We start from the raw sequence: 25,149 nt of genomic DNA on the forward strand, positions 1-25,149 counted from the left end.
GCTTAAGGTAAAGGTGGCCTTATGCTCAGCAGCATTGGTGCTGTTAAGGGTTTCCTAGGGTAACCCTTGGTTTCCTCATTTAGCCTATTCAGTAATTCCTCAATACTCATACTAACCTGACCCACACCCCTAACCCTAACGCTTAATGAACCAGTCTTAGCCTCACGTTCACCGAAGACTACAATGTAGGGTACCCAGAGGGTTTCAGCATCCCTAATCTTCCTACCAACGGTCTCATCCCTATCATCAACCTCAACCCTGAAGCCAGCCTCCTCAATTCTCCTAGCCAACTCAATGGCCCCCTCATTATAACCACTGGACACTGGTATAACCCTGACTTGAACTGGGGTGATCCAAGTTGGTAAAGCAGGTACCTTACCATTAGCCTCATTAATTGCCGCTGTGTCCAGTAGGGCGAATATGAATCTCTCAATACTGCCTAATATGGCTGTATGTATTATTACCGGGTACTTAATGTTATTGCCCTCATCCCTGTACTTGATTCCAAACCTCTGGGCGTTACCAATGTCGAATTGGAATGTGGCTATCTCCCTAGGCCTCTTAAGCTCATCAATAATATGGTACTCAACGTTAAGCACCCAATAGTACTTCGCCCCCTCAAGGACCCTAACCAGTATTGGCTTACCCTCCCTCCTAGCCAACTCCACTAGGTAATCCTTATTCTGGTCGAAGAACTCCTTACTAACATTGTAAAGGCTTACGTAATCCCTCCCAATCCTCCTAATCTCCTCAAAGATCTTGGCGTGAAGCCTTAAACCAACATCCATGGCCTCCTTAAGATCCTTAACGAATATGTGTAGGTCAGGCATGTAGAAGCGTCTAAGCCTAAAGCATAACACTGTTTCACCAGGCTGCTCATACCTGTAACTATCAGCAATCTCAAGCATGCCCAAGGGTAGGTTCCTGTAGCTTAAGACCCAGTCCTTAATCATTGCGAATTGCTGGAAGCATGCGGCGTACCTCATGACAAGCTCCTCATCAGACTCGGTAATGTACATCCTCTCCCCGAATAACCCAGCATGCTCACTAATCGCCTTATCCGAGAGCCTAAACATGTTGGTTCCCTTAACCTTGAAGACGGGTATGCCCAGTGACTTAGCCACTTGGTATGAGTAATCATCAAGGAGCTCAAGCATAACAGTGGCGTAGGGCCCATACCTCATATGACCCACATCCGATAAAGGCTCCCACTCGAAGCCGAATTTAAGGCAGTAGTCAATGTACCTAGGCTGCTCCTTACCCTCAAGCTCCCTCTTGAAAACCTCCTTATCAACAAGAACCTTCAAGTCAGCATCCCTCTCACTGAAACTGTAACTGGCTGGGTCATGGATTGAACCATCCGGTGAAACAATAACGTAGTAATCCCTAGTGTAGGGCTTCCTCTGTGGGGCAGACTCCTGTGGTGTAATGGTTCTACTCAACTCTGATAATGGGTGACCTAGGCAACTTATGTTAAAGGCCTTATACCAACCGAAGGGAGCCCTGTAGACAGGTATACTGGCCTTACCCTTAAGAGTCTCATAGAGGGCGTTAAGTATGGTTATGGCCTTAGGCGGCGGCGCCAGGTTGGGGCTTAGGTGGGCGTATGGGTATAGGAAGACTGAGGATGCCTTAACCTTACCTGCAACATCAAGTACATCATCAGCAACCCTCTCCAGGAAGCTTGGTGAATCATTATCATTCTCCTCAACCGTAGTGAATACAACTAAGGTATTATCAGCACTACCCCTCTTCAACTCCTCCGTCAATGGCTCAGGGTTCTCAACCGCCTTATCCCTAACCTCGAAGGAAAAGGACCTTGCATGTATTAAGAGCAGTCTCATAACAAACCCCCCGTGGATTACTTTTTAAATTAAATGTGCGTTCCACCACTTAATGGTTGGCTTAAACCAGGATTATGAGCTAATGCTCCTTAAAAACCCTACCACCCCAGTAAGGTGTAGTTTATTAACCGGCTAAGGTTAAATAATGGGACACAGTTGGTAAGAGGAACGTGAGGTATAGAGTACTTGGGGGAACTGGGTTAAAGGTGTCTGAGATCGGGTTGGGGGCATGGTTCATAGGCGGCATGTACGGTGACGTTACTGTTGATGAAGCTAGGGCCATTATTAAGAAGGCTATTGACCTGGGTATTAATGTCTTCGATACCGCCGATGTGTACGGTAATGGGTTAAGTGAAAGGATTCTTGGGGAGGAGTTAAGGGGTTATGATGCGTACGTGTTCACTAAGGTGGGTTATAATATTTATGAAGATAAGGGGAGTAAGCATACTCAATTATTCACGCCTAATTACATTAAGTACGCTGCCCTACAATCAATTAAGAGACTGGGTAGGAGAGTGAGTCTGCTTCAGTTACATAACCCACCCCTTGAGGTGATAAGGAGCAGTGGTATTCATGAGACCCTACTGGGATTGGTTAAGGAAGGTTACGTTGATCATATTGGTGTTGCCCTTGGGCCTGAGGTGAATGTGCTTAATGAGGGCTTAGCCGCTATTGAATCCGGGTACGAGTCAATAATGTTTGTTTTCAATATTCTTGAACAGGAGCCAGCTAGGACACTGGTGAGGCTGGGTAATGGTAGGGTTGGTTTAATAACCAGGGTGCCACATGCATCAAACCTGCTAACCAGTGGCTTTACGCTTAACTTTAAGCCCGGGGATCATAGGAACTTGAGGAATCGTGAGTGGTTAATTAGGGCTAAGGCCATTGTTGATAATTACATTAAGCCTATTAGCGATCAATTAGGGTTAACGTTAAGTCAACTGGCCTTGAAGTACGTTCTCTCATACCCAATCTCCACGGTAATGGTTACCGTAACTTCGGTTAATGAGCTCGAGGAGTATTGTGAGGCAGCGGATGGCTCCTACCTTAACTCAAGTTTAGTGAAGAGCCTTGAGGAATTGTACGATAATGTTATTGCCAAGACGGCTTCAACATAATCATATCTTGCCTTCAACATAATCCTTACCCTTACCCAATGCATTAAGTATCCTAGCAATCATAATCTCATCGGCCCACTCCATTAGGTAAATGCTCCATTTATCTAAAGATAAGTTATCGTTAACACCTAGATAACTATGCCACCATGATACGCTTTCACTGAGGAGATTCCTGATGAACTCCTTATTATACTGATTGGTTTCAACATCATCACTAACCTTAAATATAATTACCATGTACTTCTTACCCGTTAACACACCCCTTCTACTCAACCCCATAGTGGTTAGTTACCTAGATTACGCTTAAAAAACATACTAACTAATTAATTAAATCGAACTTAGGAGTTAATGAGAGAGCGGTAATGAATCAGTGTGTATTTTAAGCACTAATCATTATATTATTTACCCGGTAAACATTGGAAGGGTGATGAACTACCTGGCTATATTACCGGCTGCAGGCTCCGTGTTAATGGCCTACTACACCTACGAGAACTCAAGGAGAATTAACGCATGCTTACCCGGTGTCTTCAATTGTGAATTATTCAGCTTTCTAGTCCCCAGGAGAATTAGGTTAGCTATGGCTGTTGGAGCCATGGTTACCCTAGCCCTAATGGCTTTCCTAATATTAATTAACCTATACCTCTACGTCATAGTGCTATCATTAATAGGGCTGGTTATTGGCATGTATGGTGTTTACCTACAAGTCCGTAAGGGTGCCTACTGCCTCTACTGCTTAACCACAGATGTAATACTATTCGTAATGTTTATTTTATCTGTACTTAGGGTGGTTTAACGCTCTCCTTACCCTCCTTACCCTGAACCGCAATTAACCAATTATGCCTCTCAACACTGCATGCATCCCAGTCCACGTGATTCATATACTTCTCAACCCTGTAATCATCCATGGGTACATCACCCTTAATTAATAATTCAGCCAACCTCCTTGCTAAGGCCGGGCCACTCATTGAACCATAGCCATCTAAGCCTCCTAACACATATAAATTATCCTTAACCATACCGTAGACTGGGCCACCGCTTGGTGAAACCTCGCATGTACCTGACCTAGTGAATATTGGTGCAGCCCAACCAAACCTACTTGAGATTAACCTAGCTATACGCTGGCCGTAATTAGGAGGCGGTTTCTCATTAGGTTTACCGCACCCGTCACCGGCTATGAATAGTCCAGGTATGAATGGCCTACTATACCAGCCTAATACGTCATCACCAATGCTTAGGTTCATTACCTTAACTGGACCAGTCATAACTGAGGCATAGCATTGGTAGCTCTTCAAGGGTAGTTTAATACCTACCTGCATGGCTAATTCCGTGTTTCCAGGTCCAGCGGCCAGTACTATTGAGTCCCCTATGTATCTCTCACCATTAGCCACCACTGTTAATGACCCGTTGATTAGCTTTAAGGATGCCTTAGCCTTAATCACATTCATCCTCCTCCTTAACTCACCCACTATGCGCCTAATGGGTATCATGTAATCCGTGGTCACCACCATGAACTCATCCCTACTTAACCTAACCCAATCAGCCTCCTCAATAATCCTGTACTCAACACCAGCGGTTTTAAGAGGGTTTAGGTTAATCCACCTGGGCATAATGTCTATTGAGGTTACTGGCTTAGGTTTAGTGAACCTCCTATACACTTCGAGGCTTTCCCTAGCCAGCAGTATGTCGTCAACATAGGGCATTGATTGGGTTAAGACCAGGGAGGCAAGGGGGTACTTGGGTTCCTCCCCAATAACCACTACATCAGAACCCATGGACTTCAGGAAGTAGGCTGTAAATAATGCAGCTATACCGCCGCCTACTACCACTACCCTCATTGAATGATTCCTGGACTTAACCCTAATAAATTTTAATTATGCGGCATAGGGAATGCTTATTAACGTATAATTAACTCTCATTAACTGTGCCTGATGAATCTAAGATTGAGAGGGATAGGATTGAGAAGAGGAGGTTTAGGATAAAGGATATTGATCAACTTAAGTTAGTTGACGATGTATTCAATGAATACACATTGAAGGCGCTTTATGAAATAATGAATAGGAGAATTGTGCTGGAGGTTTATGGACCCATTGCCCAGGGTAAGGAGGCTAAGGTAATATGGGGTAAGGATTATGATGGTAAGGACCTGGCCCTTAAGGTTTACTATACTTTGGCTAATAGGTTCGTTAACAGGAACCCATATATAATAGGTGATAGGAGGTTCAGCGGTAAGCCCAGTAATCCATTTAAGTTAGCAAGCATGTGGTGTAGGAAGGAGTTTAGGAACATGAAGAGGGCCTATGAGGCTGGGGTGCTTGTCCCAAGGCCAATAGCCTTCTACAGTAATATACTGGTTATGGAATTCATAGGTGAGGAGGGTGTACCAGCACCATTACTGAAGGATGTGCCCCCAGATGACGTACAAGCGGCTTACATTGATGTAATACTCAATGTGGAGAAGGCGTTCATAATCGGTAAGCTTATTCACGCTGATTTAAGTGAGTATAATATATTAAATTGGAATAATAAACTATACATAATTGACTGGGGTTCAGCTGTGGATTCATCTCACCCAAACTTCATGGACCTCCTGTACAGGGATGTTAGGAACATTAACAGGTTCTTCAGTAAACTAGGCGCATCAGTGGTGGATGAGGGTAAGATCACTGAGGCGTTAATTAAGAGGAGTAAGGGGAGTTACATTGTTAGTGATGGTAGGGTTATTGTTGATGGTAAGGACCTATTAGGCTACTTGAGTATAAACTAGGCTTATTCCTTAATTGAATACGGGTAAGTGCAGTTAGCTTAAATCTAATAGTAACCATTAACCCACTCAGTATTTCACTTTAGGTAATACAATATGCAGTAGGTTTAAGTAAATTCGCAATACCATAATAAATATATTATAGTTATTGATGAGAAGTACAAATTTTCAAGATATGTTTCTCTTTAAAGGAGTAATGTTTAAAAGGATTAAGTTAAGTGAGGCGTAATGGCTAGGAAGTACGTATTAACGTTCGAGGAAGCCAACCCTGATGATGTTAAGCTCCTTGGCGGTAAGGCAACTAGCCTCGTACTAATGACTAGACTGGGTCTACCTGTGCCGCCGGGCTTTACAATAACCACAGTGGCCTGTAAGGAGTATTATAAGAGTGGGGAGAAGCTCCCTGAGGGATTAATGGATGAGGTTATTGAGGGTGTAAGGTATCTTGAGTCTAAGACAGGTAGGAAATTCGGGGGAGGCGATACACCATTACTTGTTAGCGTTAGGTCAGGTGCCGCGGTATCAATGCCAGGTATGATGGATACTGTGCTTAACGTGGGTCTTAATGATAAGACCCTTCAAGGCTTCATAAAGTTCATAGGCAGTGAACACGCAGCCTACGACGCCTACAGGAGGTTCCTGGCAATGTTCGGTAGGATAGTTCTAGGAATCCCCGAGGAGGAGTTTAATAAGCCTCTTGATGAGATAAAGAGGAAGTACGGCGTTAAGGAGGACCCTGAAATACCACTACAGGGCCTTAAGGAGCTTGTTGACTTGTATAAGCAGGTTTACATAAGGAGGGTGGGTAAGGTTATTGATGATCCATGGGAGCAGTTAAGGCTATCAATAGACGCTGTGTTTAAGTCCTGGAACTCACCTAGGGCTAAGTTCTATAGGGAGGCTAATAAGATAACACCCGACATAGCTGACTGCACTGCTGCATCAGTGGTAACCATGGTTTTCGGTAACGCTGATTGGAGGTCAGCAACAGGTGTGGTGTTCTCAAGGAATCCAGCCACTGGTGAGGATGAGTTATACGGTGAGTACTTACCGTATGCCCAAGGTGAAGATGTGGTTGCCGGTATTAGGACGCCTAAGCCTATAAGTGAACTTAAGAAGGAAATGCCTGAAGTCTATCAGCAGCTTTACGAGGGTGTTAAGAAGATTGAGAGGTATAAGAAGGCTGTACAGGATGTTGAATTCACCATTGAGAAGGGTAAGCTTTGGTTCCTCCAAACCAGGAACGCTAAGATGAATCCACTGGCCATGATTAAGGTTACTGTGGATATGGTTAAGCAGAATTGGATGACTAAGGAGGAGGCCATAATGACCATTAAGCCACAGCATATTCTACAGGTCCTATACCCGAGGATTGATGAGGCTAAGGCACCTAAGCCAATTGTTAAGGGTATCGCCGCATCACCCGGAGCAGTTAGTGGTCAAGCAGTCTTTGACCCAGATACGGCTGTTGAGTGGGCTAAGGCTGGTAAGAGGGTTATATTGGTTAGGGAGGAGACTAAGCCTGATGATGTTCACGGATTCTACGCCTCAGTGGGTATATTAACCAGTAGGGGTGGTGCCACAAGCCATGCAGCGGTTGTAGCTAGGGCAATAGGTAGGCCAGCTGTAGTGGGTGCTGAGGGCCTTAAGATCGATTACTCCACTAGGACTGCTAAGGCTGGTGACGTGGTGATTAAGGAGGGTGATTGGTTAACCATAGATGGATTCACTGGTAATGTGTATGTTGGGCAAGTCTCAACCATTGAACCAAAGCTACCGCCTGAATTCTACGAGCTACTTGACATGGCTGACTCAGTCTCAGTCTTCGGCGTTAAGGCTAATGCCGACACACCTGAGGATGCCACAATAGCCAGGAGGTTTGGGGCTAAGGGCATAGGCCTACTTAGGACTGAGAGAATGTTTAGAGCCCCAGGTAGGCTTGAGTTATTTAGGAGTGTAATACTGTCCACTAACGCCAATGAGAGGAGGGATGCCTTGAATAAGTTAGCTGAATTAATGAGGAGGGACTTTGAGGAGATATTCGAGATAATGGAGGGTTACCCAGTGACGGTGAGGCTCTTCGACCCACCGCTTCATGAGTTCCTACCCAATGTTGAGGAATTAGTGGCTGAGGTCACTAGAGCTAGGACACTGGGTAGGCCTGACCCCGAGAAGGAGGCTTTACTGGCTAGGGTTAGGGCTTTAATGGAGGCTAACCCAATGATGGGTCATAGGGGTGTTAGATTAGGCATAACTTTCCCAGACATATACATGGCGCAGGTTAAGGCTATTCTAGAGGCTGCCCTTGAATTGAAGAAGAGGGGTAAGAATGTTCAGGTTCAGATAATGATACCGCAGGTGTCGGAGTATAAGGAGCTTGAGTACGTTATAAACAATGTTGTTAAGCCAACCGCCGAGGAGGTGTTTAAGAATTATGGTGACCGCATTGACTTTAAGATAGGTACAATGATGGAGACCGTTAGGGCCAGTTTAACCGCTGATAAGATAGCCAGTGTTGTTGACTTCATGAGTTTCGGAACCAATGATTTAACACAGGCAGTCTTCAGCTTCAGTAGGGATGACGTGGAGAATAAGTTCATGAGCCAGTACCTTAACCTAGGCATACTGCCCTACGACCCATTCGTCACCATTGACCGTGACGGTGTGGCTAAATTAATGAAGATTGCCGTTGACTTAGCTAGAAGCGTTAAGCCCAATATAGAAATCGGCATATGCGGTGAGCATGGTGGTGACGCCGACTCAATAAGGATACTGGCTGAGGTGGTTGGTAGGGGATTAGACTACTTCAGTGCATCACCATACAGGGTTCCAGTAGCTAGGCTTGTGACTGCCCAGGAGTCACTTAAGATACTTGGTAGGGCACCTAAGGTTGCTGAGTACTAACCCGTTAAAGAATTCTTATTCTTAAACTTGGTTCTTATTCCCCTCAATGAGCTTAGTTAAGGGATCCTGCAGGAAGTCGATAATGCCTGCGAAGACTTCACCACCCCTTATTGATGCCGTTATTGCCCTCGCTTCACTCATGTAGCCCATGAATAATCTATAAGCCTCCTTAAGCGGGTCACTGAAGCCCTCCGCTTTAAGTGCATCAATTACGTTAACGTCAACGCTCCTTAAGCCCTTTGGATTATCCTTATCTAAATTGAGGTAATCTATTATGTCGTCCCTTATCTGGTACGCTGCGCCAAGCTTCTCCCCAAGGGACCTAAGTAGATTAATCGTGTTGCTATCGGCGTCAGCCACGTAACCACCCAGCACTATTGCGGCTGAGATTAGGGATGCTGTCTTATTCTCAATGATCCTCATGTAAATATTCATATCCACTTTACCGTTCAGTTTATACTCAAGTTCATAGGATTGCCCTATGGCTAGTCTTAAGGCTGCGCTGGTTAACTCCATTGTTATCCTCCTAGTCTTGGATTTCAACGAGTACTCAATTGCCTTAGCAATCAATAAGTCACTGGCTAATATAGTGTACTCGGTTCCATACCTCTTGAAGGGTGTTTCAGAGCCCCTCCTCATTAAGTGCCCATCGATTATATCGTCTTGAAGCAGGGTAGCTACATGAACCAGCTCCACTGCAATAGCTGGGTTAACGGCATCCATTAGGTTACCGCCCAGGGTGTGTGTTGTTATCAGGGTTAGGAGTGGCCTAATCATCTTACCCTTATTATGAATGTAATGCATTGCTGATTCCCTTAAGTTAGGAGGCATGTTGACTCCATTAAGTAGATTACCAAGCTCATTAATGATAAGGCTCAACACGTCGTTTATTTCCTTAGGTAGCTCAAAAATGAAAGCCATAGTTAACTTCACTAATCACCGTGGGTTAACCATTTTTATAGTTTTTCCACGAATCATTTTAACTAATTTAACCACTAATACACCCTATAGCCTGACCTATAATTCTTAAGCAGATACCTGACGTCATCCCAGGTGTAATCCTTCAGTATTGGTCTTATTGACCTATAATTATCCACTAGGCCTGGGTCAATTTCAGCAACCACAGTGTCCTCCTCATAGTACTTAGCCTTAGCCACAACCTCCCCCAGGGGATCCACTATGAAGCTTCCCCCGAAGAAGCCTAAACCATCGTACTGACCAATGGTGTTTACGTAGATTACGAAGGACACGTTCTCCATGGCCCTAGCCCTAATGAATGTCTCAAAGTGAGGCCTTGACATATCCGGGGCCGCACTTATGTATACTTGAACCCTAGCACCCTTAAGCATTAGTGACCTGGATACCTCTGGGTAGAAGGCGTCGTAACATATTGCTAACCCAGCCTTAGTTCCATTCATTGAGAAGACCGGTGCATCACCCCTACCTACCCCGAAGTACCTTGACTCATCAAATACACCGTAACTGGGTAGGTGCCTCTTCCTGTAGAGTGCCATTAAGCCGTTCTCACCAATAGCCACTGCTGAATTATAAACAACCCCAGTGTCCTTATCCCTCTCAGCAATACCAGTGATTATGGTGCACTTACCCTCCCTAGCTATCTCCGTTAACTCACCTATTGACTTACCATCCAGCGGCTCAGCTATCTGGAGGAGGAGGTCCCTAGACATGTAGCCTGGGATATATAATTCAGGGGTGATTAAGACGTCGTTACCATCACCCCTGCAGTTGGCTTTAGCGTAATTCCTTAACCTATCTATATTATACTCAGGATCACCCAGCCTACTGGCGTACTGAATTAAGTGTACTCTCAGCATTGAGGAAGGCTTAATGAGGAAGTTAATAAGTGTTATTCAATGGTTGATTAACCTTGGCCACCCTCCCCTCCACCGGCTCCAGTGGGCGTTCTCCTACGTTGAACACCAGCCACCGGCCCAAGCCTACCCGTTGTCCTAGTCCTCTGCCCCCTAACCTTTAGGCCTAGGTTGTGCCTAATTCCCCTCCAGGATAGTATGCGCCTCTCCCTCTCTATATCATTCCTAGCCGTTAATATTAAGTCAGCTCCTATTAGGTGTATGTTTCTTCCTGTTTCAGGATCCTTAGGCCTATTAACGAACCAGGCTGGGGCTGCTTGGTGGAGGTTCCTAACCGCCCAATCTATTTTCCTAATCATCTCCTCATTCAATTCCCCCAACTTAACCAATGGATTAATACCCAGGTTCCTGCATATGGCTACTGCAGTGGATACCCCAATACCCTTAATCCTAGCTAACGCGTAGGCAACGGCCTTAGAGCCATCTAGGTCAGTATCCCCAATATGCACTATTTGCCTACCTTGACTAGCCTCAGACATTAGGGAGCAGGCTAACCTCCCTTTATATGCATTTTCACTTCATTTAACCTTCTTCTCAACCTCATTTAATGCAAGCCAAAGAATAATCATAACCACTATAGCCAGTATTAACGTGGGGGGCTTCCTAAGAACCAGGGTTATTAAACCCACGTACTGCATGCTTAAGCAAACAACCCCATACACTTGATTAATAGGCGTCTCCCACGGGTCAGCAACTTGGTTTGCATCACCCTTAGTAACCACGTAGTAGGTGTTGGCTGATGGATAAACCTCAATGACCCTATGTATTATATACTCACCGTAGTGATCATAAACAACCACGTGGCCGAGGAGCGCAGTAACATTACTTGGCACTGGGCATAGGACAACCAATGTACCAGACTCCAGGGTGGGTTCCATGCTGAAGCCACCCACTGTGGCCCAGGGTATCTTAACGATGCCGGCTATGCTCAACACTAGGTAAATTAAGATTACTGTTAAGGCAACGTAACCAGCAATATTTAATACCTTGCTAGAGTCCATACAGGACCCGTGAAGGCGCATTATTAAGTGTTTTTCAAATAATAGCCACCTGCCTCCTAGACTTAACCCTGGTGAAGACCATGAATACTAGTATTGATACGGCTGTTAGGAAAGCCTCAATTATAAGGGAGTTAGTTAAATTAATGGTCCTCAGTAGTTCAGCGAATACTACACTACTTATTAGGGCTGATACGAATTTACCATTGTAAAGTATACCGAATAGGAAGGTTGAGTTAACTGTACCGTATTCATCACCCACAAGGGATGCGAATAACGTTATCACCGAACCCCCGAAAATACCTGTAATTACTGTTGAGGCCATGTAAGCTATGGGTGAGTGAATAAGCAGAGTGAGCATTGAGACCGTTAAGGCGACACCAGTTACGAGAATAGTCTTCCTCCTACTTAACTTATCTGATATTGAACCCATTATTGGCCTACCAATACCACTGAATAGGGGAAGTAGTGACGCCGCAGTGGCAACTATAATGTAACCGTAACCCTCACCCAGTATTGAGAGACTGGAGGAGAGTAATTGAAGTGGAATACCCATTAGTGAGAATGATGCGAAGACAAGCCAGAAGCCTGGGGGTATTTTAGTAAGCCTCATAGCCTTAACCTGGCTTGGAGGGTACTTGGCCGTCGCCATTAAGGGTATGACTACGGCCAGTATTAATGCGCCTATAAGCATCATCGGGTACCTGTACTCACCCTTAATAATTAATAGCGATATTAACGGGTTGAAGAATGTCGCCCCAAGTCCAAAGCCCATGTTTATTATACCTGTGGCTAAGCCCCTAGTCCTACTAAACCACTTAACCCCCAGGTTTATTGATACACCGTAGATTAAGCCAACGCCAATGCTCCCCATTGACCACAGGGCGTAGAATTGATTAACCCCATTAACAAGTGGTGAAGCCACCATACCTAAGCCAGCCAATACACCACCGGTTACGCCAACTAATCTAGGCCCTCTCCTATCAGCAATGTAACCCCCAAGTACCTGTGAAATAGTGGAGAATAGGACGAATAATGAGTAGGCTACTTGAATTGCAGGTAAATCAACGTTGAGACTCCTCATTAATGGTGTTATGAGTAGGTTCCAGCTGTATTGGTAGGCTGATATAAGCATCATTGGTAATAGTCCTTGGATTATTATGAACCAGTTCCTCATTGTTAAAACCCCAGCCTAACCCTATTAAACAGTATTCACTCAACAGCCGGTATTAGGTGAATCAGGTTGGGTGGTATGGTTAGGGTAAGGGAATCACCCTTACTGGGCTTTGATTGAGTAATAGCAGTGAAGAGTACTCCATCAGCGTTAATCATTACCCTAAAGCCCACGCTAGTCCTCTCAACCTCAATCACTGTGCCCTTAATCACATTACCCTCATCCCCATTATCCTCCCTAAACCACTCAGGCCTAATGCAGACGTAAACCTTACCCTCGACACTCTCCGTTGAGTATAGGGTGTGATTCCCAACACGCACCATTGAGCCTTGAGGAGCCTTAACTGCTGTTGCAGGTATTATATTGCTGAAGCCCACGAATTGAGCTGTGAAGAGCCTACTGGGTCTTGTGAATATTACCTCAGGTTCATTCTCCTCAATTAACTGTCCATTATTAAGCACAAGTATCTTATCGGCTAGGGCGTAGGCCTCATTCCTATCATGAGTCACATGCACAACCACAGTGTTGAACTTACTCGGTATACTTCTTAGGAGTGGTATTAGGCTCTCCCTGGTGCTGACATCCATCATTGACATTGGTTCATCAAGTAGGAGAACCTTAGGCTTAATTATGAGCGCCCTTGCTAAGGCAACCTTCTGGCTCTCACCACCACTTAATCCCCTAACCCTCCTGTTAAGTAGGTTAAGAATACCTAAATCCTCGGCAATCCTACGCACCTCAATAACCCTAATCCTCCTAGGCACACCCCTAACCTTAAGCCCATACTCAATATTCTCGTAAACAGTCATGTGATCGAAGAGGGCGTAACCCTGGGGAACGTAGGCTATCCCCCTTAATTCAGGGGGCTTACCTGTAACATCCTCCCCATTAATGATCACTGAACCTGAATTAGGCCTATAGGCTCCAGCAATCACTTTAATTAAAGTTGATTTACCACTACCCGTCGGTCCCATAATCACATTGTATGTTCCATTATTCATTGATGTTGTTATTGGGCCCAGTTTAAAGGAACCAAGCATCAACTCAACGTTAATTAGCTTAAGGGCAACCCCCACTTAATCACCCCTCCTTATGTTTAAAATAACCCTGTAGACTATGAATATCACTAGTACAACCACCAGTAGGGCTGCTGAGTACTTGACTGCATTACTTAACCCAATTCCAACGTAACTCTCATAAATGTAGACTGAGGCTGGGTAAATGTACTTACCGTTGAAGTATATGCTGTACGCCACTATGAATAATGCGCCCGCCTCTGATACTGAACGGGCCCATGATAATAAGGCGCCATTAGCCATTGCCCTCCACACCTTAGGTAACGTTATTGATATGAATACTCTACTTGGACTAGCCCCAAGGGTCCTGGCAACTATCTCCATTTCAGGATTAACCATGGATACTGCAGCCTCAGTAACCCTAATGTAGTATGTTGATGATAGGAAAGCCACAGCCGCCACCGCACCCCAAAGCGTATTAATGAATTTAATACCCACCACTGTTGATAAGGCGTATATTAACGCATCAACCATAGGTGATAGGAGGACGTGGAGGAGACCATAATGGAGTAGTGTTGAATTAAAGGCCCTTAGGTGCAGGATCACTGTGTTAAGTGAATTAAATAATGCACTATACTTAGATGCAAAGGCTAGGACTATCATTATGCCGACTATCACGTGAGGTATCATTATTGGTATGTCTATTATTGAGTCAAGCAACTGCTTAAAGCGGAACCTATACCTAGCCAGTAGGTAGGCTAGGGGAGTGCCCATTATTATTGCCACTAGTGCTGATAACGTTGACATGATTACTGTGATCTCAATGGACTCTAAGAAACTACCCACTGATAGGGCTGAGGTAACTTGAGTTGATCCTAATGCTATGATTAGTATTAATGGGTAGATTATTAGAATGGTTAATATAAGTAGTGAGACTGCTAAGGCTACTTTAAGGGGAAGCTCACCCATGTAAACCATATTAAAGGCACCTAAAAGTCATTATTTTAATAGGGGTTTAAAGTTAACTAAGCAGCTCAGGCTTATGGGAATATTGGAGCATACTGCGGGTACTGGCTGACTGGTGCCGTGAATGGTCTTAAGATGGCTGGTACATTACTGTAGTTACCGTACACTATACCCGGCACTATTGGTTGAATACCATTCTCCTCAAGTATCTTCTGCCCTATTGGACTGTAGAGTAGTGTTAGGAAGTATAATGCGGCTGTTGGATTAGGTGCATTATTGGGTATAGTTATCGTGTAAACCACTGGGTTGCATTTGAAGGTTTTAGTGACACCTACCTCAGTCCAGGTTGTATTAACCTGGTGGTAGTAGGGTACGTAGCTTAAGTTACCTAGGTTAATCATGAAGGGTAATGTAATGTAGGCTGTCCCCTTATACTCCTGGGTCTGCGGTATTGCATTACTTAAGTAAGCTGATAGTATGAATTGAACCTGGCCGGCATCCATTAACGTGAATAAATCCACCTCAGTATTCCTCATGAAGTACTTGCTTGGATTACTGTAAATAGCGTCATATAGATATGAGGCATTGTTGAAGAATGTTAAGCCAGCTAACTTAATCATGCACTGCGCTTGGTAACCTGACGGATCAGTGAATGGGTTTGAGACACCCACCACGGTGCTTGAGTTTAAGGCTATTATAGTGAATATCTCCCTCCAAGTGTTGTTCCACTGAGTTGATAAAGGTGGGTAACTCTGCGCCTCCTGCCAAAGCCTATAAACCTCCTGTCCAGCTGTTGTATTTAAATCAACTATAATAACCATTTGAGTTACACCGAAGGCAATCTCATAATCAGTGTAATTATGAGCGAAGAGCACTGATGGTATTGTTGTGGTGTCCGCTGAGGCCATTATGCTGAGTTGATTCGTATCAAGCTCATACTGAGCCACGTCGCCACTACCCTTGAAGTATGGTTGACCTATGTTTAAGTTAGGGTACATGCTCTTCATTATGTTTAGTAAATCAGTGAAGGCGAACTTCAATGTTCCAGCGGCACCAACTACGAAGGGTTGGCTAAGTGATGAAGCATAGGTTGCAGTAACCGTTACTGGTGAAGTGGTCGTTGTTGTAACTGTTATTGTTGAGGTTAACGTCGTGGTTACTTTACTTACATGTGTTGAGGCGACTCCATATCCAGCGGCAATACCCACTATTAAAGCCACAACTACGGCTGTGGCTAGTATTGAGTTTGATGCCATGCGTTATCCGTAAAATAATAATGCTTAAAAATTTTACCCTATGAAATCAACAGCAAATACATCTTCTCCCTAATACTCCTCGGTGCATTACTCCAAACAATGTTATATATTGATGATAGTACCTGCGCCTCAAGGTCCCTTAAGTGAACCATAGCCAATGCCGAGGCTGGGGAAAACTCAGTACCCATGTTAAGTATGGTTGAGGCGAATCTCCTATATGTTGTGAAGTAGGATACGTGAAGATACCTTACCACGTCGCTTAACTCATTGAATCCACTAGACAGTATACGCGACACTATTGGGTCACCTGCAAGGTACTCAAGTATCCTAGGTGTATCCTCCTGAAGCCTTCTCTCTAACTCAACCCCAATCCCACTCGATATCATTAAGGCCCTACTCACCTGTACCGGTAGGTTCCAGAGCTTGCTCCTTAAGGCTACATTAATGTTGAAGAAATCAACCATGAAGCTGGACACTTGCGGTATTGGATCAGCAGCCTTCAGGAGGGGTTCAAGCCAGGACCTGTCCAGCATCGTCTCAAAGATAACCTCATCGAAGCCTGGGTTATTCCTAGCTATGTCCATTGCCTTAAGCAAGTATTCATGAGACTGATGCCTCAATGCGGCTAGGCGACTGGCTAATTCATCCACGTTACTTGCATTCAATAGATCCACTAGGATGAATCTCCGACCTAATGCATCCTCAAAATACCACCTAATCACCTTTTCAGCCCTCTCGCGGCTGAATTGGCCAGATACCATTAACCTAACCACAGCCTTAATGTTCTCTATCTCGTACTTGAGTAGGTAAGTCTTCAAGGCATCCTTAACCTCAACAGGCATTGTGGATGCCATACCCCATAACTCATTAACGACTAATCCCTGTATTAATTCAGAAGCCACCTCAGGTGGTGTTTCCCTAGTTATCTTATCGGCAATACCCCTGTATGATGTTTGAGCCAGTAGGGATAGGAAATCATCCACACTGGTTGAGAAAATCATGTTCCTTAATTGATCCATTGAAATTAACCTAGCCTTAACACCCCTAACCCTGGGTCCAATGTAAGGGTTCCTTACAACCCACATCACGTACACTACGCTTTATCGTTTATTAAGCATTAGCACTTAATCGAAACATTAACCCAAGCCTTAAACCTACTTAAGGCTGATGCCGCTTAACTTAAAGTTATCTACTCATTGATTAACTGGAGTAGACTGAATCATGATGCCGCCACTTTCCTCCTAAAGACAAAGCCGCAGACTGGGCACGTTATTTTACTTGATGTTGATGGTACTATCACTGCCCTGCATTGAGGACACCTAGTTTCAACAACACCGAGTAATGGGCCCCTTAGGCTTATGTGGTATGGTGGCTTACTTGATAAAACCCTCGCCTTAATTAAGTCCCCTAAACCCACCGCATCATAAATAGTGCTTAACCTCTCCTCGGAGGCATAAGTTACGTAAAGTATACCCGTCTCAGCTTGAATCCTCCTAACCCCATCCTGATGTTGAACAGCGAAGATCCTAACCATGGCGACCTTATCGTTTGGGAAGTAGTACACCTTACCGTACACTATTTGCCCAGGCCTAATTAGGCTTAATTTAAGTGGCTTAACGTTAACCACGTGGTTAACTCTATCCCACTCAGCAATGCCAAGAACCATTGATTTAACGTAGCCTGAATCAACGTACGCATTATCGCCTGGAAGATACTCCTCCTCAACACCCAATTCCTCACCAGGTGTGACTAAGGCTTTACTTACTGAAGACCCCTGCATCGTTCTGCTAAACTAAGCACTATTAATAACACTAACCCTAATATGAATGCGCCGTGGATTAAGGATCCAGTACTCATCTTCTACCTGACCTTGTAGTTATGGTTACTGCTTCATCGAACTTCCTGGCTATGTAATCCCTCTTCTCCCCCTCACTTGAGAAACTCCCCCTAACCACGTGGGCCATGTTGGCTAAAACCTCCTTCTTAAGGTCACTTAAGGCAGGCTCCCTCCTCTCTATCCATGCCTTAGCCATGGTGTTGGCTAAGGCGTATATTGAAGCCCTTATGCTTGGTGAAACCTCAATTATCCCGTCCTGATTCATCAACGTTATGAAGTTTGTTAAAACCTCAGTCAACATGCTTGGAGTCTTAACACCAATGTGGCTTAAGGTTAAGTTAGCCTTCCACTCCAGTATTGCCTTAAGCAACTCCCTGTCAGGGTACTGAATCTCAACAACCTTCATTCTATCGGCCAAGGCTTCACTAAGCTCATAAACACCAGAGTACTCAGCTGGGTTTGATGTTGCTATCATCAGGAAGTCACTCCTAATCCTGAAACCTCTAATGTAGACGTAGTGCTCTTGAAGAACCTGGAGTAATGATGCTTGACTATATGGGTTAAGCCTATTTATCTCATCCATTATAAGCACCTTACCATGGGAGAGAACAAGGGGACCAGGTATGTAGGCTAGGGGGTGGTCTAGGCCTGCTTGAAGAGCCACAGCTATATCAATATCCCCAGTGAGCTCGGTAGCCGTCATGTGGCTGTGGCAAGCCACCTCAATGTAAGGTGGGTTGTCTAGGGCTAGGATACTGGCTATCTCCTCAGCTAGGGTTGTCTTACCAACACCCACGGGGCCCATTATCATCACATGCCTACCCACTGATAAACCGCTTAAAACATCAAGAGTAGCCTCACCAAGACCCCTAAGGCTGGATTCAAGTGACTTAAGTATATTATTAACACCCTTCTCCCTAATCGCCTTAACCACCTTAGTCTCCATGCTTATTGGATCACGCTTAAGCAGACTGGATAATGTCGGTAATGATCCAAGTAAATCCTTGGAATTACTTTGCATCAGCATTCTCCTAAAACCACGGAATATAAACCTCTCTCAGTACGTGTATTACCCCCTTCCCTCACTCCTTAGAGATGAGGAATCATACTGAGGAGTCTTCTTTAATGGCTCACTTAAGTGTGGGAACAAGGGGAAGTACCTAAATTAAACCCAACAACCATTAATAACGAGGCTTCAAGTACATCACTGTAAGTTTATATTTTCAAGGAGGGATGGGGAACGTGTGGTTAAGTACCATGGTGGATTAGCTAAGCAGGGTGAATTAGACTTCAGCTCCAACATTAACCCCCTAGCACCCCCGGGCTTCGTCATTAAGTTGATTAAGGGGTGTGAGTACTCAATGTACCCGGACTACACCTACGCCAACTTAAGGAGGACTGTGGCTGCTTTTAATGGGGTAAGTGATGAAGAGGTTACTCCAGTTAACGGAGCCTCTGAGGGCCTTTACGCATCACTAATGGTTGCTAGGTTACTTGGGATGAGGAGGTGCCTGATTGTTTCACCAAATTACGGTGACCTTGAGTTTGAGGAGTATTGCAGGTTGATTGGGCTTAGGGTTAATCACCACTTAATGCCTCACAGCGACTCATCATACATGCTTGGTGATGTTAAGGCAGAGGGAAGTGATGTTGTCCTCCTCAGTAACCCAAGTAACCCAACGGGTATCCTGCATAGTAGGGGGGAGTTAATTGACGTGATTAATAATGCAGGCCTGGTGATTGTTGATGAAGCCTACATTAACTTATCCGTAAACCCATCAATGAGCCTAATGGGTAGTGGGTACGGTAACCTAATTGTGGTTAGGTCCTTAACTAAGGAGATTGGGTTACCTGGATTAAGGATAGGCTACGTCTATACGCCTAATGCCCAAGTAATGAGGTTAATGCGGACGGTACTGCCTTCATGGAACGTCAATAGTTGCGCAGATGAAGTGGCTAGGGGGGTTTACGGTAGGTATAGTAGTGAGTACGTCTCGTTTCTTGAGGAATCTAGGAGGGAGGTGGCTAGGTTGAGGGATTACTTGGTTAATGGTCTTATTGAATTAGGGTTTAGGGTTTATGAATCAGCAGTCAACTTCATACTGGTTGAGGCACCTATTGAGGCTAATAGGCTTTACGAGGCCTTACTTAATAAAGGCATAGTGGTGAGGGTGCCTAAGGGCTTTGTGGGACTTGGGGGTAAACACGTTAGAATAGCAGTGAGGGGGATTAATGATGAGGAGAGGCTTATTGAGGAGATTAAGAGAATTCTCAATGGGGTTTAGGGGGTTAATCTCCTTCCTAACAATAATACCTGCAGGGGGTAAGTTTGAGTACGCACCCAGGTACTTCTACCTAGTCCCCTTAATTGGCTTAATTGAAGGGCTCATAGCGGCGTCACCACTACTCATCAGTAAGCCCATTGGGGCTGCCTTATCCACTGCATTAACCTACTTAATTAACGGGTTCCAGCACATGGATGGATTCCTAGACTTCGGTGAGGCATTACTAACAGGTAGGAGGGGTGAGGAGGCTGTGAGGGTTCTTAAGGATCCTCATAGGGGGTCCTTCGCATTAACCCTAGGCCTAATTGATGTCCTGCTCGTCTACTCATCATTACTATCAATGGGTAAGGAGACGTTAATTACTCTACCCATTACTGAAGCTGCGGCAGCCTACGTAATGTTCACCACAGCCTACTTAGGTAAGCCAAGTGAGGGTGGGTTGGGGCGATTATTCATAATTGAGGCTAAGGGGAATGTTAAATTAACCTCATCCACTCTACTGTATGCAGCCATTATAGTGGCGGTACCGTTGCTTTACCATTGGGGTGCATTAATCATCCTCATCACTATTACCGTTAACGCACTGATAAGTGAACTAGTAGCCCTTCTTACAGTTAAGCTAAGTCACTCTAGGTTAGGGTTTGTTAATGGTGATGTGTTAGGCTTCTCCTTTGAGTTAAGTAAGGTTACTTTACTCACAATTTACTCCGCACTGGGTTACCTACTTACTGTGCATTAACCCTCCTAACAAGTCTCCTAAGCCCCCTGGGAGTCACTAGTATTATGCAGTTGTTTAACCAAACGTAGTACCTGCATGACTTAACCGGTATAATCAACACCCTCCCAGTCTCAGTGAGGAGCCTAATGGTGCCTTCAGTTTGCCCAATCACTAAACCCCTTAACCCATTCATGTTACTGTTCCTGCAGTCAACCAACTCAACCCTAAGGGGCATGTTAACTTAAGCCACTTACCCTTTAATATGCGTTAACTTACCTCAAGGAATGTACCCCGCCCGGAGGGGCTGGGATCATGGGTGGGGTTAAATCCCCATCTCACCCTTACCCACACCTACGGGGCATTTTAAATTAATAAACTTAACCTTATAAAGATTCCCAGTAATGGCATCCATAATGAGTCAGCCTCGATACGTGGATACGTGGTTTAAGTAAGCTAAGACCTTAGGTAAAGGTTATAAAGGTGAACCTATATTGGGTTAGTAATGTCTAAGAAGCCTGAGGGCAAGGTTGAGGCTAAGCCAACTGCTAAGGCAACTGAAGCCGCCGCGGCAGCTGCGCCTGCGGCTGCTGGTGCGGAGGAGGAGAGTAGTGCTGAGGCTGGTAGGAGAGGCTGGATAATGCCTACTCCAATCCCCCAGGAGGAGTGGAAGAACTTTAAGTACAGGGGGTTTACCTTCGATGAATTAATGAAGATGCCTATGAATGAGTTCATTAAGCTCCTCCCAGCCAGGCAGAGGCGAACCCTTAAGAGGGGGTTGAGGCCATGTCACAGGCAGTTGCTTGAGAAGATTAGGAAGGCTAAGGCCTTCGCGGCTAAGGGTAAGAGTATACCAGTTAGGACTCATTGCAGGGACATGATTATACTGCCTGAGATGGTTGGTTTAACCATATTTGTTTACAATGGTATAACCTACATTCCAGTACCAATATCACCATGGCATATTGGGCATTACCTAGGTGAATTCGCAATAACCACTAAGATAGTGCAGCATGGTGAACCAGGTTTGAAGGCAACTAAGTCAACACTACACATAGCTGCTAAGTGAGGTGAGTGCCCATGGCTCAATCCAGTAGACTCGTGGTTGAACTTCAGGAGAGACCGAGACCAGGGGAGGTTATTATGCTGCCCAATGGTGAACGGGTTAGGGTTAGGCACATTGGGGTGCCGTGGCTTCTCCCGCCCAAGGCGGTTTGTAATGATGATAAGTGTCCATGGCATGGTCACGTTAAGGTGAGGGGAACAATACTTGAGGGTAGGGTTGTGAGTGTTTACATGGGGCAGGTGGTTATTCAGCATGAGTGGCTGCATTACTCACCCAAGTATAAGAGGTATATTAGGAAGAGGAGGAATATTCATGCTCACCTACCGTCATGCATTAAGGTTAACGTTGGCGACTACGTTGTAATAGGGGAGACTAGGCCACTGGCTAAGTTCATATCCTTCGTTGTACTTGGTAAGAGACCTGATGACGTAACCTCAGTTAACCCAGAGGTTAAGGAGATCCAGCAGCAGTAATGTTAAACCTTAATTCAACCGGCTAATCTCCTCAACTCCTCGGTGTAATCAGGTAGAGGCTTCATACCCTCGCCGCTAACCCCCTTAGCCAACTCCCTAATTGCCTTATTTAACCCAGGTATGACTAAGTCTGGTTCAAGCTCAAGTAAAGGTAGGGTTAGGAAGGGCCTACTACCTATCTCCGGGTCAGGTAAGGTTAATTCATTACTCTTAATTATTAAATTACCGTAAAGTATTAGGTCTAGGTCAATGACCCTTGGGGCATACTTATCACTCACCCTAACCCTACCCATCTCACTCTCAATCCCCCTTAACGCGCTCTTAACCGATACTGGGCTTAGGGCTGTTTCAGCCTCTAATACGCAATTGTAATAGGGGGGTTGGTTATCTGGTATTGGTTTAGTTAAGTAAACCGTGGATACCCTTAATGGACCGAGAATCCTCCTAACCCTAATAACAGCTTCCCTAACATTGTACTCGGGATTAATGTTTGAGCCAACGGCTATGAATACCTTAGCCAATTTACTCATCCTCCTCCTAAAAACCTCCACTGCAGCCGCCTCGGCACCGGTTAATGCACCCGGTTTCTCAACCCTAACCTTAACCATCCTAACCCTATGATCCTGCAGGCAAACCTTAGCCAACCTATCAGCAAGGGTTTCAATTAATTTAAAATCACTACTACTAACGTATGAGATTAACTCATCCTTAAGAACCTTATAATCAACCGTGCATTCAATGGAATCCTTAGCAGCCCCCTCACTTAAGTCAGCCCAAGCCTCAACATTAATAACCACAGGCTGGGGCCTTGCCCTCTCACTGGGCTTCACCCCAATGATTGTATTAACCTTAAGCCCCCTAATCTCTATCTTGAATAAACCCATGCTCATTCATAAACCACCCTGGGCTTAAGATGCTCCCCACCGTCAACATATATTACTTGACCAGTTACGTAACTACTCTTAAGCAGAAACACTACGGCGTGGGCGACATCATCAGGTGATCCACGTCTCCTTAAGGGGACTTGATTAACCATAGCCTCTATGCGTTCAGTATTCTCATCCTTAGCTGGAAGTATAATGCCGGGGGCGACGGCGTTAACGGTTATCCTTGGGGCTAATTTAAGGGCCAGGGATCTTGTTACTGCATTAAGCATGATCTTGCTTAGGTAGTAGGCGTACCTCTCGAAATTATACCCATCCACTATTGAGTCCAGTACATTAACTACCTTACCTTCATTAACCATACTAGCGAACCTCAGGGTAAGCATTAATGGTGCCCAGGCATTCACCTGCATGATCCGATTTAAGTCACTAATGCTTAAGTCGCTTAACCCTATCTTAGGGAATACTGAGGCATTATTAATTAGGAAGTTAACCTCACCGGCCTGCTTAAAGGATTCATTAATTAATTCATTAACCTCACTGGGCTTGGATAAATCCGCTTTAATAATCCATGATTCAACCCCTAAACCATTAATCTCCTCCTTAACCTTAAGGGCCTCCTCCATGGATGAATTATAGTGAACCACCACATTAACCCCCTCCCTAGCCAGGTAATTACAAATCACCCTACCTATTCTACTTGAGCCACCAGTCACTAGGGCTGTCTTACCTTTAATTGAATCCACCATAACCAAGCCTACTAGGTGTACTCATATTTATTCCGCTACTAGTAATGCAGTAACTAGATGCTGCTTCACAATGAGTTAATTCATCATTCAAATATACCCCTTGACAATGCATTGAATAATGGGAATAGAAGGGAAATGTAATGAGGCATTTAGCTATTGTGAGAAAGGTTTTTAATCCCTAACATTACATGAAGCATATGGATTGGGAGTTGGTTAAGCTTAGGTTATCCATGGCTGGTGTAGCAGTAGTCATAATAGGACTTGGATTAGCAATAGCCCTGGGAGTATTGGCATCAGTCACCAGGTCTTTTGCAGCCACAGTATATACAATAACCGGTATACTGATATTCATAATGTTCATAAATATCATACAGTGGCTCTTCGGCCCATACATTATAAACGCCATGTACCATGCCAAGGAGGTTAGCCCAGATGACCCCAAGTACGGTTGGTTAGTTGACATAGTTAATGAGGTTGCTGAGGCTAATGGCATTAAGACACCTAAGGTCTACATTGCTGAGGCACCCTTCCCAAACGCCTTCGCCTATAGTAGCCCAATAGCAGGTAAGAGGGTTGCTATAACCGCTCCATTGCTTAAGATACTGAATAAGGATGAGATTAAGGCTGTCCTAGGCCATGAGTTAGGTCACCTGAAGCATAGGGATGTGGAGTTCCTAATGTTCATAGGCCTAATACCAGCGTTAATATACTGGCTTGGCTACAGCCTGTGGTTTAGTGGAATATGGGGCTCATGGTGGGGTGGCGGACGCAACTCTGAATCACCATTCATATTAATGTTAATCGGCCTAGGCCTATTAGCAGTAAGCTTCGTCTTCAACCTCTTCCTACTAGCCCTCAACAGGATGAGGGAAGCCTACGCTGACGTAAATTCAGCGATAACAATACCAGGCGCCGCTAGGAACCTGCAGAGGGCTTTAGCTAAAATATACTTAAGCGTTGACCCAAGGGTTAGTAAGGTTATTAGGAGTAATGCTGGATCTAACCTAAGCCACATGCTATTCTTCTCACCATTACCGAAGGATTGGAAGGAGATTCCTGAATCAGATGTTGATGAGTTAATCGAGTACTGGAGGAATTATAAACCATCGGTGCTTGAGGAGTTATTCTCAGATCACCCGCATCCAGCTAAGAGAATTAGACTCCTTGATAAGTACGCTACTGAGGGTTACTGAGTTTAAATTCATTTTTTA

General features: G+C 44.8%; 26 protein-coding genes. 9 read left to right on the forward strand and 17 right to left on the reverse strand.

Annotated elements, in window-relative coordinates; translation table 11 throughout:
* Positions 1-2: 2 nt before the first annotated feature.
* Entirely contained in the window at positions 3-1,844 is a 1,842-nt protein-coding gene (locus CMAQ_RS02520; protein WP_012185558.1) for a threonine--tRNA ligase, read from the reverse strand.
* A 170-nt stretch (positions 1,845-2,014) separates the two neighbouring features.
* Here CMAQ_RS02520 and CMAQ_RS02525 point away from each other — a divergent pair, with 170 nt between their 5' ends.
* On the forward strand, positions 2,015-2,962 hold the full coding sequence (locus CMAQ_RS02525; RefSeq protein WP_012185559.1) for an aldo/keto reductase: 948 nt from the start codon (positions 2,015-2,017) through the stop codon (positions 2,960-2,962).
* Here the strand turns inward: CMAQ_RS02525 and CMAQ_RS02530 are convergent, their stop codons facing one another.
* Entirely contained in the window at positions 2,963-3,241 is a 279-nt protein-coding gene (locus CMAQ_RS02530) for a hypothetical protein (protein WP_012185560.1), read from the reverse strand. It abuts the gene before it with no gap.
* Between the two features lie 148 nt (positions 3,242-3,389).
* Here CMAQ_RS02530 and CMAQ_RS02535 point away from each other — a divergent pair, with 148 nt between their 5' ends.
* Positions 3,390-3,755, forward strand: coding sequence for a hypothetical protein (locus CMAQ_RS02535; protein ID WP_012185561.1), 366 nt, complete (start codon positions 3,390-3,392; stop codon positions 3,753-3,755).
* On the opposite strand, the gene CMAQ_RS02540 is transcribed toward CMAQ_RS02535, so the two are convergent.
* Positions 3,742-4,797, reverse strand: coding sequence for an NAD(P)/FAD-dependent oxidoreductase (locus CMAQ_RS02540; RefSeq protein ID WP_012185562.1), 1,056 nt, complete (start codon positions 4,795-4,797; stop codon positions 3,742-3,744). The genes CMAQ_RS02535 and CMAQ_RS02540 overlap by 14 nt on opposite strands.
* Before the next feature lie 86 nt (positions 4,798-4,883).
* On the opposite strand from CMAQ_RS02540, the gene CMAQ_RS02545 reads away from it, so the two are divergent.
* Positions 4,884-5,726, forward strand: a complete 843-nt coding sequence (locus CMAQ_RS02545) for a serine protein kinase RIO (protein WP_012185563.1) — start codon at positions 4,884-4,886, stop codon at positions 5,724-5,726.
* Between the two features lie 225 nt (positions 5,727-5,951).
* Positions 5,952-8,627 carry a pyruvate, phosphate dikinase gene (gene ppdK, locus CMAQ_RS02550; protein WP_012185564.1) on the forward strand — a complete coding sequence of 892 codons (2,676 nt, stop codon included), beginning with the start codon at positions 5,952-5,954 and terminating at the stop codon, positions 8,625-8,627.
* Positions 8,628-8,648: 21 nt separating this feature from the next.
* Here the strand turns inward: ppdK and CMAQ_RS02555 are convergent, their stop codons facing one another.
* From CMAQ_RS02555 to CMAQ_RS02605, 11 genes are all read right to left on the reverse strand, one after another.
* The gene (locus tag CMAQ_RS02555) at positions 8,649-9,548 is read right to left on the reverse strand and encodes a polyprenyl synthetase family protein (RefSeq protein WP_012185565.1); all 900 of its coding nucleotides are present in this window, start codon (positions 9,546-9,548) and stop codon (positions 8,649-8,651) included.
* A gap of 74 nt (positions 9,549-9,622) precedes the next feature.
* On the reverse strand, positions 9,623-10,462 hold the full coding sequence (locus tag CMAQ_RS02560) for a carbon-nitrogen hydrolase family protein (RefSeq protein ID WP_012185566.1): 840 nt from the start codon (positions 10,460-10,462) through the stop codon (positions 9,623-9,625).
* Between the two features lie 47 nt (positions 10,463-10,509).
* The gene (locus CMAQ_RS02565; RefSeq protein ID WP_012185567.1) at positions 10,510-10,998 is read right to left on the reverse strand and encodes a 30S ribosomal protein S13; all 489 of its coding nucleotides are present in this window, start codon (positions 10,996-10,998) and stop codon (positions 10,510-10,512) included.
* A gap of 39 nt (positions 10,999-11,037) precedes the next feature.
* Positions 11,038-11,520 carry a signal peptidase I gene (locus CMAQ_RS10340; protein WP_012185568.1) on the reverse strand — a complete coding sequence of 161 codons (483 nt, stop codon included), beginning with the start codon at positions 11,518-11,520 and terminating at the stop codon, positions 11,038-11,040.
* A gap of 34 nt (positions 11,521-11,554) precedes the next feature.
* Complete coding sequence (locus CMAQ_RS02575) at positions 11,555-12,694, reverse strand: MFS transporter (protein ID WP_012185569.1); 1,140 nt, start codon at positions 12,692-12,694, stop codon at positions 11,555-11,557.
* 35 nt (positions 12,695-12,729) lie between these two features.
* Positions 12,730-13,767, reverse strand: a complete 1,038-nt coding sequence (locus CMAQ_RS02580; protein WP_012185570.1) for an ABC transporter ATP-binding protein — start codon at positions 13,765-13,767, stop codon at positions 12,730-12,732.
* Complete coding sequence (locus CMAQ_RS02585; protein ID WP_012185571.1) at positions 13,768-14,685, reverse strand: ABC transporter permease; 918 nt, start codon at positions 14,683-14,685, stop codon at positions 13,768-13,770.
* A 62-nt stretch (positions 14,686-14,747) separates the two neighbouring features.
* Entirely contained in the window at positions 14,748-15,929 is a 1,182-nt protein-coding gene (locus CMAQ_RS02590; RefSeq protein WP_012185572.1) for a substrate-binding domain-containing protein, read from the reverse strand.
* Between the two features lie 38 nt (positions 15,930-15,967).
* A complete protein-coding gene (locus CMAQ_RS02595) occupies positions 15,968-17,014 on the reverse strand; it encodes a V-type ATPase subunit (RefSeq protein ID WP_012185573.1) in 1,047 nt (348 codons plus the stop codon).
* Positions 17,015-17,148: 134 nt separating this feature from the next.
* The gene (locus CMAQ_RS02600; protein WP_012185574.1) at positions 17,149-17,709 is read right to left on the reverse strand and encodes an exosome complex RNA-binding protein Csl4; all 561 of its coding nucleotides are present in this window, start codon (positions 17,707-17,709) and stop codon (positions 17,149-17,151) included.
* A gap of 73 nt (positions 17,710-17,782) precedes the next feature.
* Entirely contained in the window at positions 17,783-18,787 is a 1,005-nt protein-coding gene (locus tag CMAQ_RS02605; protein WP_012185576.1) for an AAA family ATPase, read from the reverse strand.
* 223 nt (positions 18,788-19,010) lie between these two features.
* On the opposite strand from CMAQ_RS02605, the gene CMAQ_RS02610 reads away from it, so the two are divergent.
* Together CMAQ_RS02610 and CMAQ_RS02615 are read left to right on the forward strand one after the other, a co-directional pair.
* Positions 19,011-20,051 (forward strand): pyridoxal phosphate-dependent aminotransferase, encoded by a 1,041-nt coding sequence (locus tag CMAQ_RS02610; RefSeq protein ID WP_012185577.1) that lies wholly within the window; start codon positions 19,011-19,013, stop codon positions 20,049-20,051.
* Positions 19,999-20,790: an adenosylcobinamide-GDP ribazoletransferase gene (locus tag CMAQ_RS02615; protein WP_083755277.1), complete on the forward strand. Its 792-nt coding sequence runs from the start codon at positions 19,999-20,001 to the stop codon at positions 20,788-20,790. Before CMAQ_RS02610 ends, CMAQ_RS02615 begins: the two co-directional genes overlap by 53 nt.
* Here the strand turns inward: CMAQ_RS02615 and CMAQ_RS02620 are convergent.
* A complete protein-coding gene (locus tag CMAQ_RS02620; RefSeq protein WP_012185579.1) occupies positions 20,777-21,004 on the reverse strand; it encodes a ribonuclease P protein subunit in 228 nt (75 codons plus the stop codon). The genes CMAQ_RS02615 and CMAQ_RS02620 overlap by 14 nt on opposite strands.
* A gap of 402 nt (positions 21,005-21,406) precedes the next feature.
* Here CMAQ_RS02620 and CMAQ_RS02625 point away from each other — a divergent pair, with 402 nt between their 5' ends.
* Both CMAQ_RS02625 and CMAQ_RS02630 read left to right on the forward strand, forming a co-directional pair.
* Entirely contained in the window at positions 21,407-21,835 is a 429-nt protein-coding gene (locus CMAQ_RS02625) for a 30S ribosomal protein S19 (protein WP_048062885.1), read from the forward strand.
* An 11-nt stretch (positions 21,836-21,846) separates the two neighbouring features.
* Complete coding sequence (locus tag CMAQ_RS02630) at positions 21,847-22,305, forward strand: 30S ribosomal protein S17 (RefSeq protein WP_012185581.1); 459 nt, start codon at positions 21,847-21,849, stop codon at positions 22,303-22,305.
* 14 nt (positions 22,306-22,319) lie between these two features.
* Here CMAQ_RS02630 and folK read toward each other — a convergent pair whose 3' ends face one another.
* Complete coding sequence (gene folK / locus CMAQ_RS02635) at positions 22,320-23,195, reverse strand: 2-amino-4-hydroxy-6-hydroxymethyldihydropteridine diphosphokinase (RefSeq protein ID WP_012185582.1); 876 nt, start codon at positions 23,193-23,195, stop codon at positions 22,320-22,322.
* On the reverse strand, positions 23,192-23,938 hold the full coding sequence (locus CMAQ_RS02640) for an SDR family oxidoreductase (protein ID WP_012185583.1): 747 nt from the start codon (positions 23,936-23,938) through the stop codon (positions 23,192-23,194). Before CMAQ_RS02640 ends, folK begins: the two co-directional genes overlap by 4 nt.
* Positions 23,939-24,135: 197 nt before the next feature.
* Between CMAQ_RS02640 and htpX the strand changes: the two genes are divergently transcribed.
* Complete coding sequence (htpX, locus tag CMAQ_RS02645; RefSeq protein ID WP_048062627.1) at positions 24,136-25,131, forward strand: zinc metalloprotease HtpX; 996 nt, start codon at positions 24,136-24,138, stop codon at positions 25,129-25,131.
* Positions 25,132-25,149: the final 18 nt, after the last annotated feature.

It is taken from the genome of Caldivirga maquilingensis IC-167 (genome assembly GCF_000018305.1).
Classification (GTDB): domain Archaea; phylum Thermoproteota; class Thermoprotei; order Thermoproteales; family Thermocladiaceae; genus Caldivirga; species Caldivirga maquilingensis.

What these genes read in the sequence shown, in the direction of transcription:
- folK (WP_012185582.1), bottom strand. Translation starts at nt 23,195, where the DNA reads ATGAGCATGGGTTTATTCAAGATAGAGATTAGGGGGCTTAAGGTTAAT.
- htpX (WP_048062627.1), top strand. Translation starts at nt 24,136, where the DNA reads ATGGATTGGGAGTTGGTTAAGCTTAGGTTATCCATGGCTGGTGTAGCA.
- CMAQ_RS02555 (WP_012185565.1), bottom strand. Translation starts at nt 9,548, where the DNA reads ATGGCTTTCATTTTTGAGCTACCTAAGGAAATAAACGACGTGTTGAGC.
- CMAQ_RS02530 (WP_012185560.1), bottom strand. Translation starts at nt 3,241, where the DNA reads ATGGGGTTGAGTAGAAGGGGTGTGTTAACGGGTAAGAAGTACATGGTA.
- CMAQ_RS02630 (WP_012185581.1), top strand. Translation starts at nt 21,847, where the DNA reads ATGGCTCAATCCAGTAGACTCGTGGTTGAACTTCAGGAGAGACCGAGA.
- CMAQ_RS02575 (WP_012185569.1), bottom strand. Translation starts at nt 12,694, where the DNA reads ATGAGGAACTGGTTCATAATAATCCAAGGACTATTACCAATGATGCTT.
- CMAQ_RS02600 (WP_012185574.1), bottom strand. Translation starts at nt 17,709, where the DNA reads ATGCAGGGGTCTTCAGTAAGTAAAGCCTTAGTCACACCTGGTGAGGAA.
- CMAQ_RS02605 (WP_012185576.1), bottom strand. Translation starts at nt 18,787, where the DNA reads ATGCAAAGTAATTCCAAGGATTTACTTGGATCATTACCGACATTATCC.
- ppdK (WP_012185564.1), top strand. Translation starts at nt 5,952, where the DNA reads ATGGCTAGGAAGTACGTATTAACGTTCGAGGAAGCCAACCCTGATGAT.
- CMAQ_RS02585 (WP_012185571.1), bottom strand. Translation starts at nt 14,685, where the DNA reads ATGGTTTACATGGGTGAGCTTCCCCTTAAAGTAGCCTTAGCAGTCTCA.
- CMAQ_RS10340 (WP_012185568.1), bottom strand. Translation starts at nt 11,520, where the DNA reads ATGGACTCTAGCAAGGTATTAAATATTGCTGGTTACGTTGCCTTAACA.
- CMAQ_RS02590 (WP_012185572.1), bottom strand. Translation starts at nt 15,929, where the DNA reads ATGGCATCAAACTCAATACTAGCCACAGCCGTAGTTGTGGCTTTAATA.
- CMAQ_RS02565 (WP_012185567.1), bottom strand. Translation starts at nt 10,998, where the DNA reads ATGTCTGAGGCTAGTCAAGGTAGGCAAATAGTGCATATTGGGGATACT.
- CMAQ_RS02540 (WP_012185562.1), bottom strand. Translation starts at nt 4,797, where the DNA reads ATGAGGGTAGTGGTAGTAGGCGGCGGTATAGCTGCATTATTTACAGCC.
- CMAQ_RS02620 (WP_012185579.1), bottom strand. Translation starts at nt 21,004, where the DNA reads ATGCCCCTTAGGGTTGAGTTGGTTGACTGCAGGAACAGTAACATGAAT.
- CMAQ_RS02560 (WP_012185566.1), bottom strand. Translation starts at nt 10,462, where the DNA reads ATGCTGAGAGTACACTTAATTCAGTACGCCAGTAGGCTGGGTGATCCT.
- CMAQ_RS02595 (WP_012185573.1), bottom strand. Translation starts at nt 17,014, where the DNA reads ATGTGGGTTGTAAGGAACCCTTACATTGGACCCAGGGTTAGGGGTGTT.
- CMAQ_RS02520 (WP_012185558.1), bottom strand. Translation starts at nt 1,844, where the DNA reads ATGAGACTGCTCTTAATACATGCAAGGTCCTTTTCCTTCGAGGTTAGG.
- CMAQ_RS02615 (WP_083755277.1), top strand. Translation starts at nt 19,999, where the DNA reads ATGATGAGGAGAGGCTTATTGAGGAGATTAAGAGAATTCTCAATGGGG.
- CMAQ_RS02625 (WP_048062885.1), top strand. Translation starts at nt 21,407, where the DNA reads ATGCCTACTCCAATCCCCCAGGAGGAGTGGAAGAACTTTAAGTACAGG.
- CMAQ_RS02640 (WP_012185583.1), bottom strand. Translation starts at nt 23,938, where the DNA reads ATGGTGGATTCAATTAAAGGTAAGACAGCCCTAGTGACTGGTGGCTCA.
- CMAQ_RS02535 (WP_012185561.1), top strand. Translation starts at nt 3,390, where the DNA reads ATGAACTACCTGGCTATATTACCGGCTGCAGGCTCCGTGTTAATGGCC.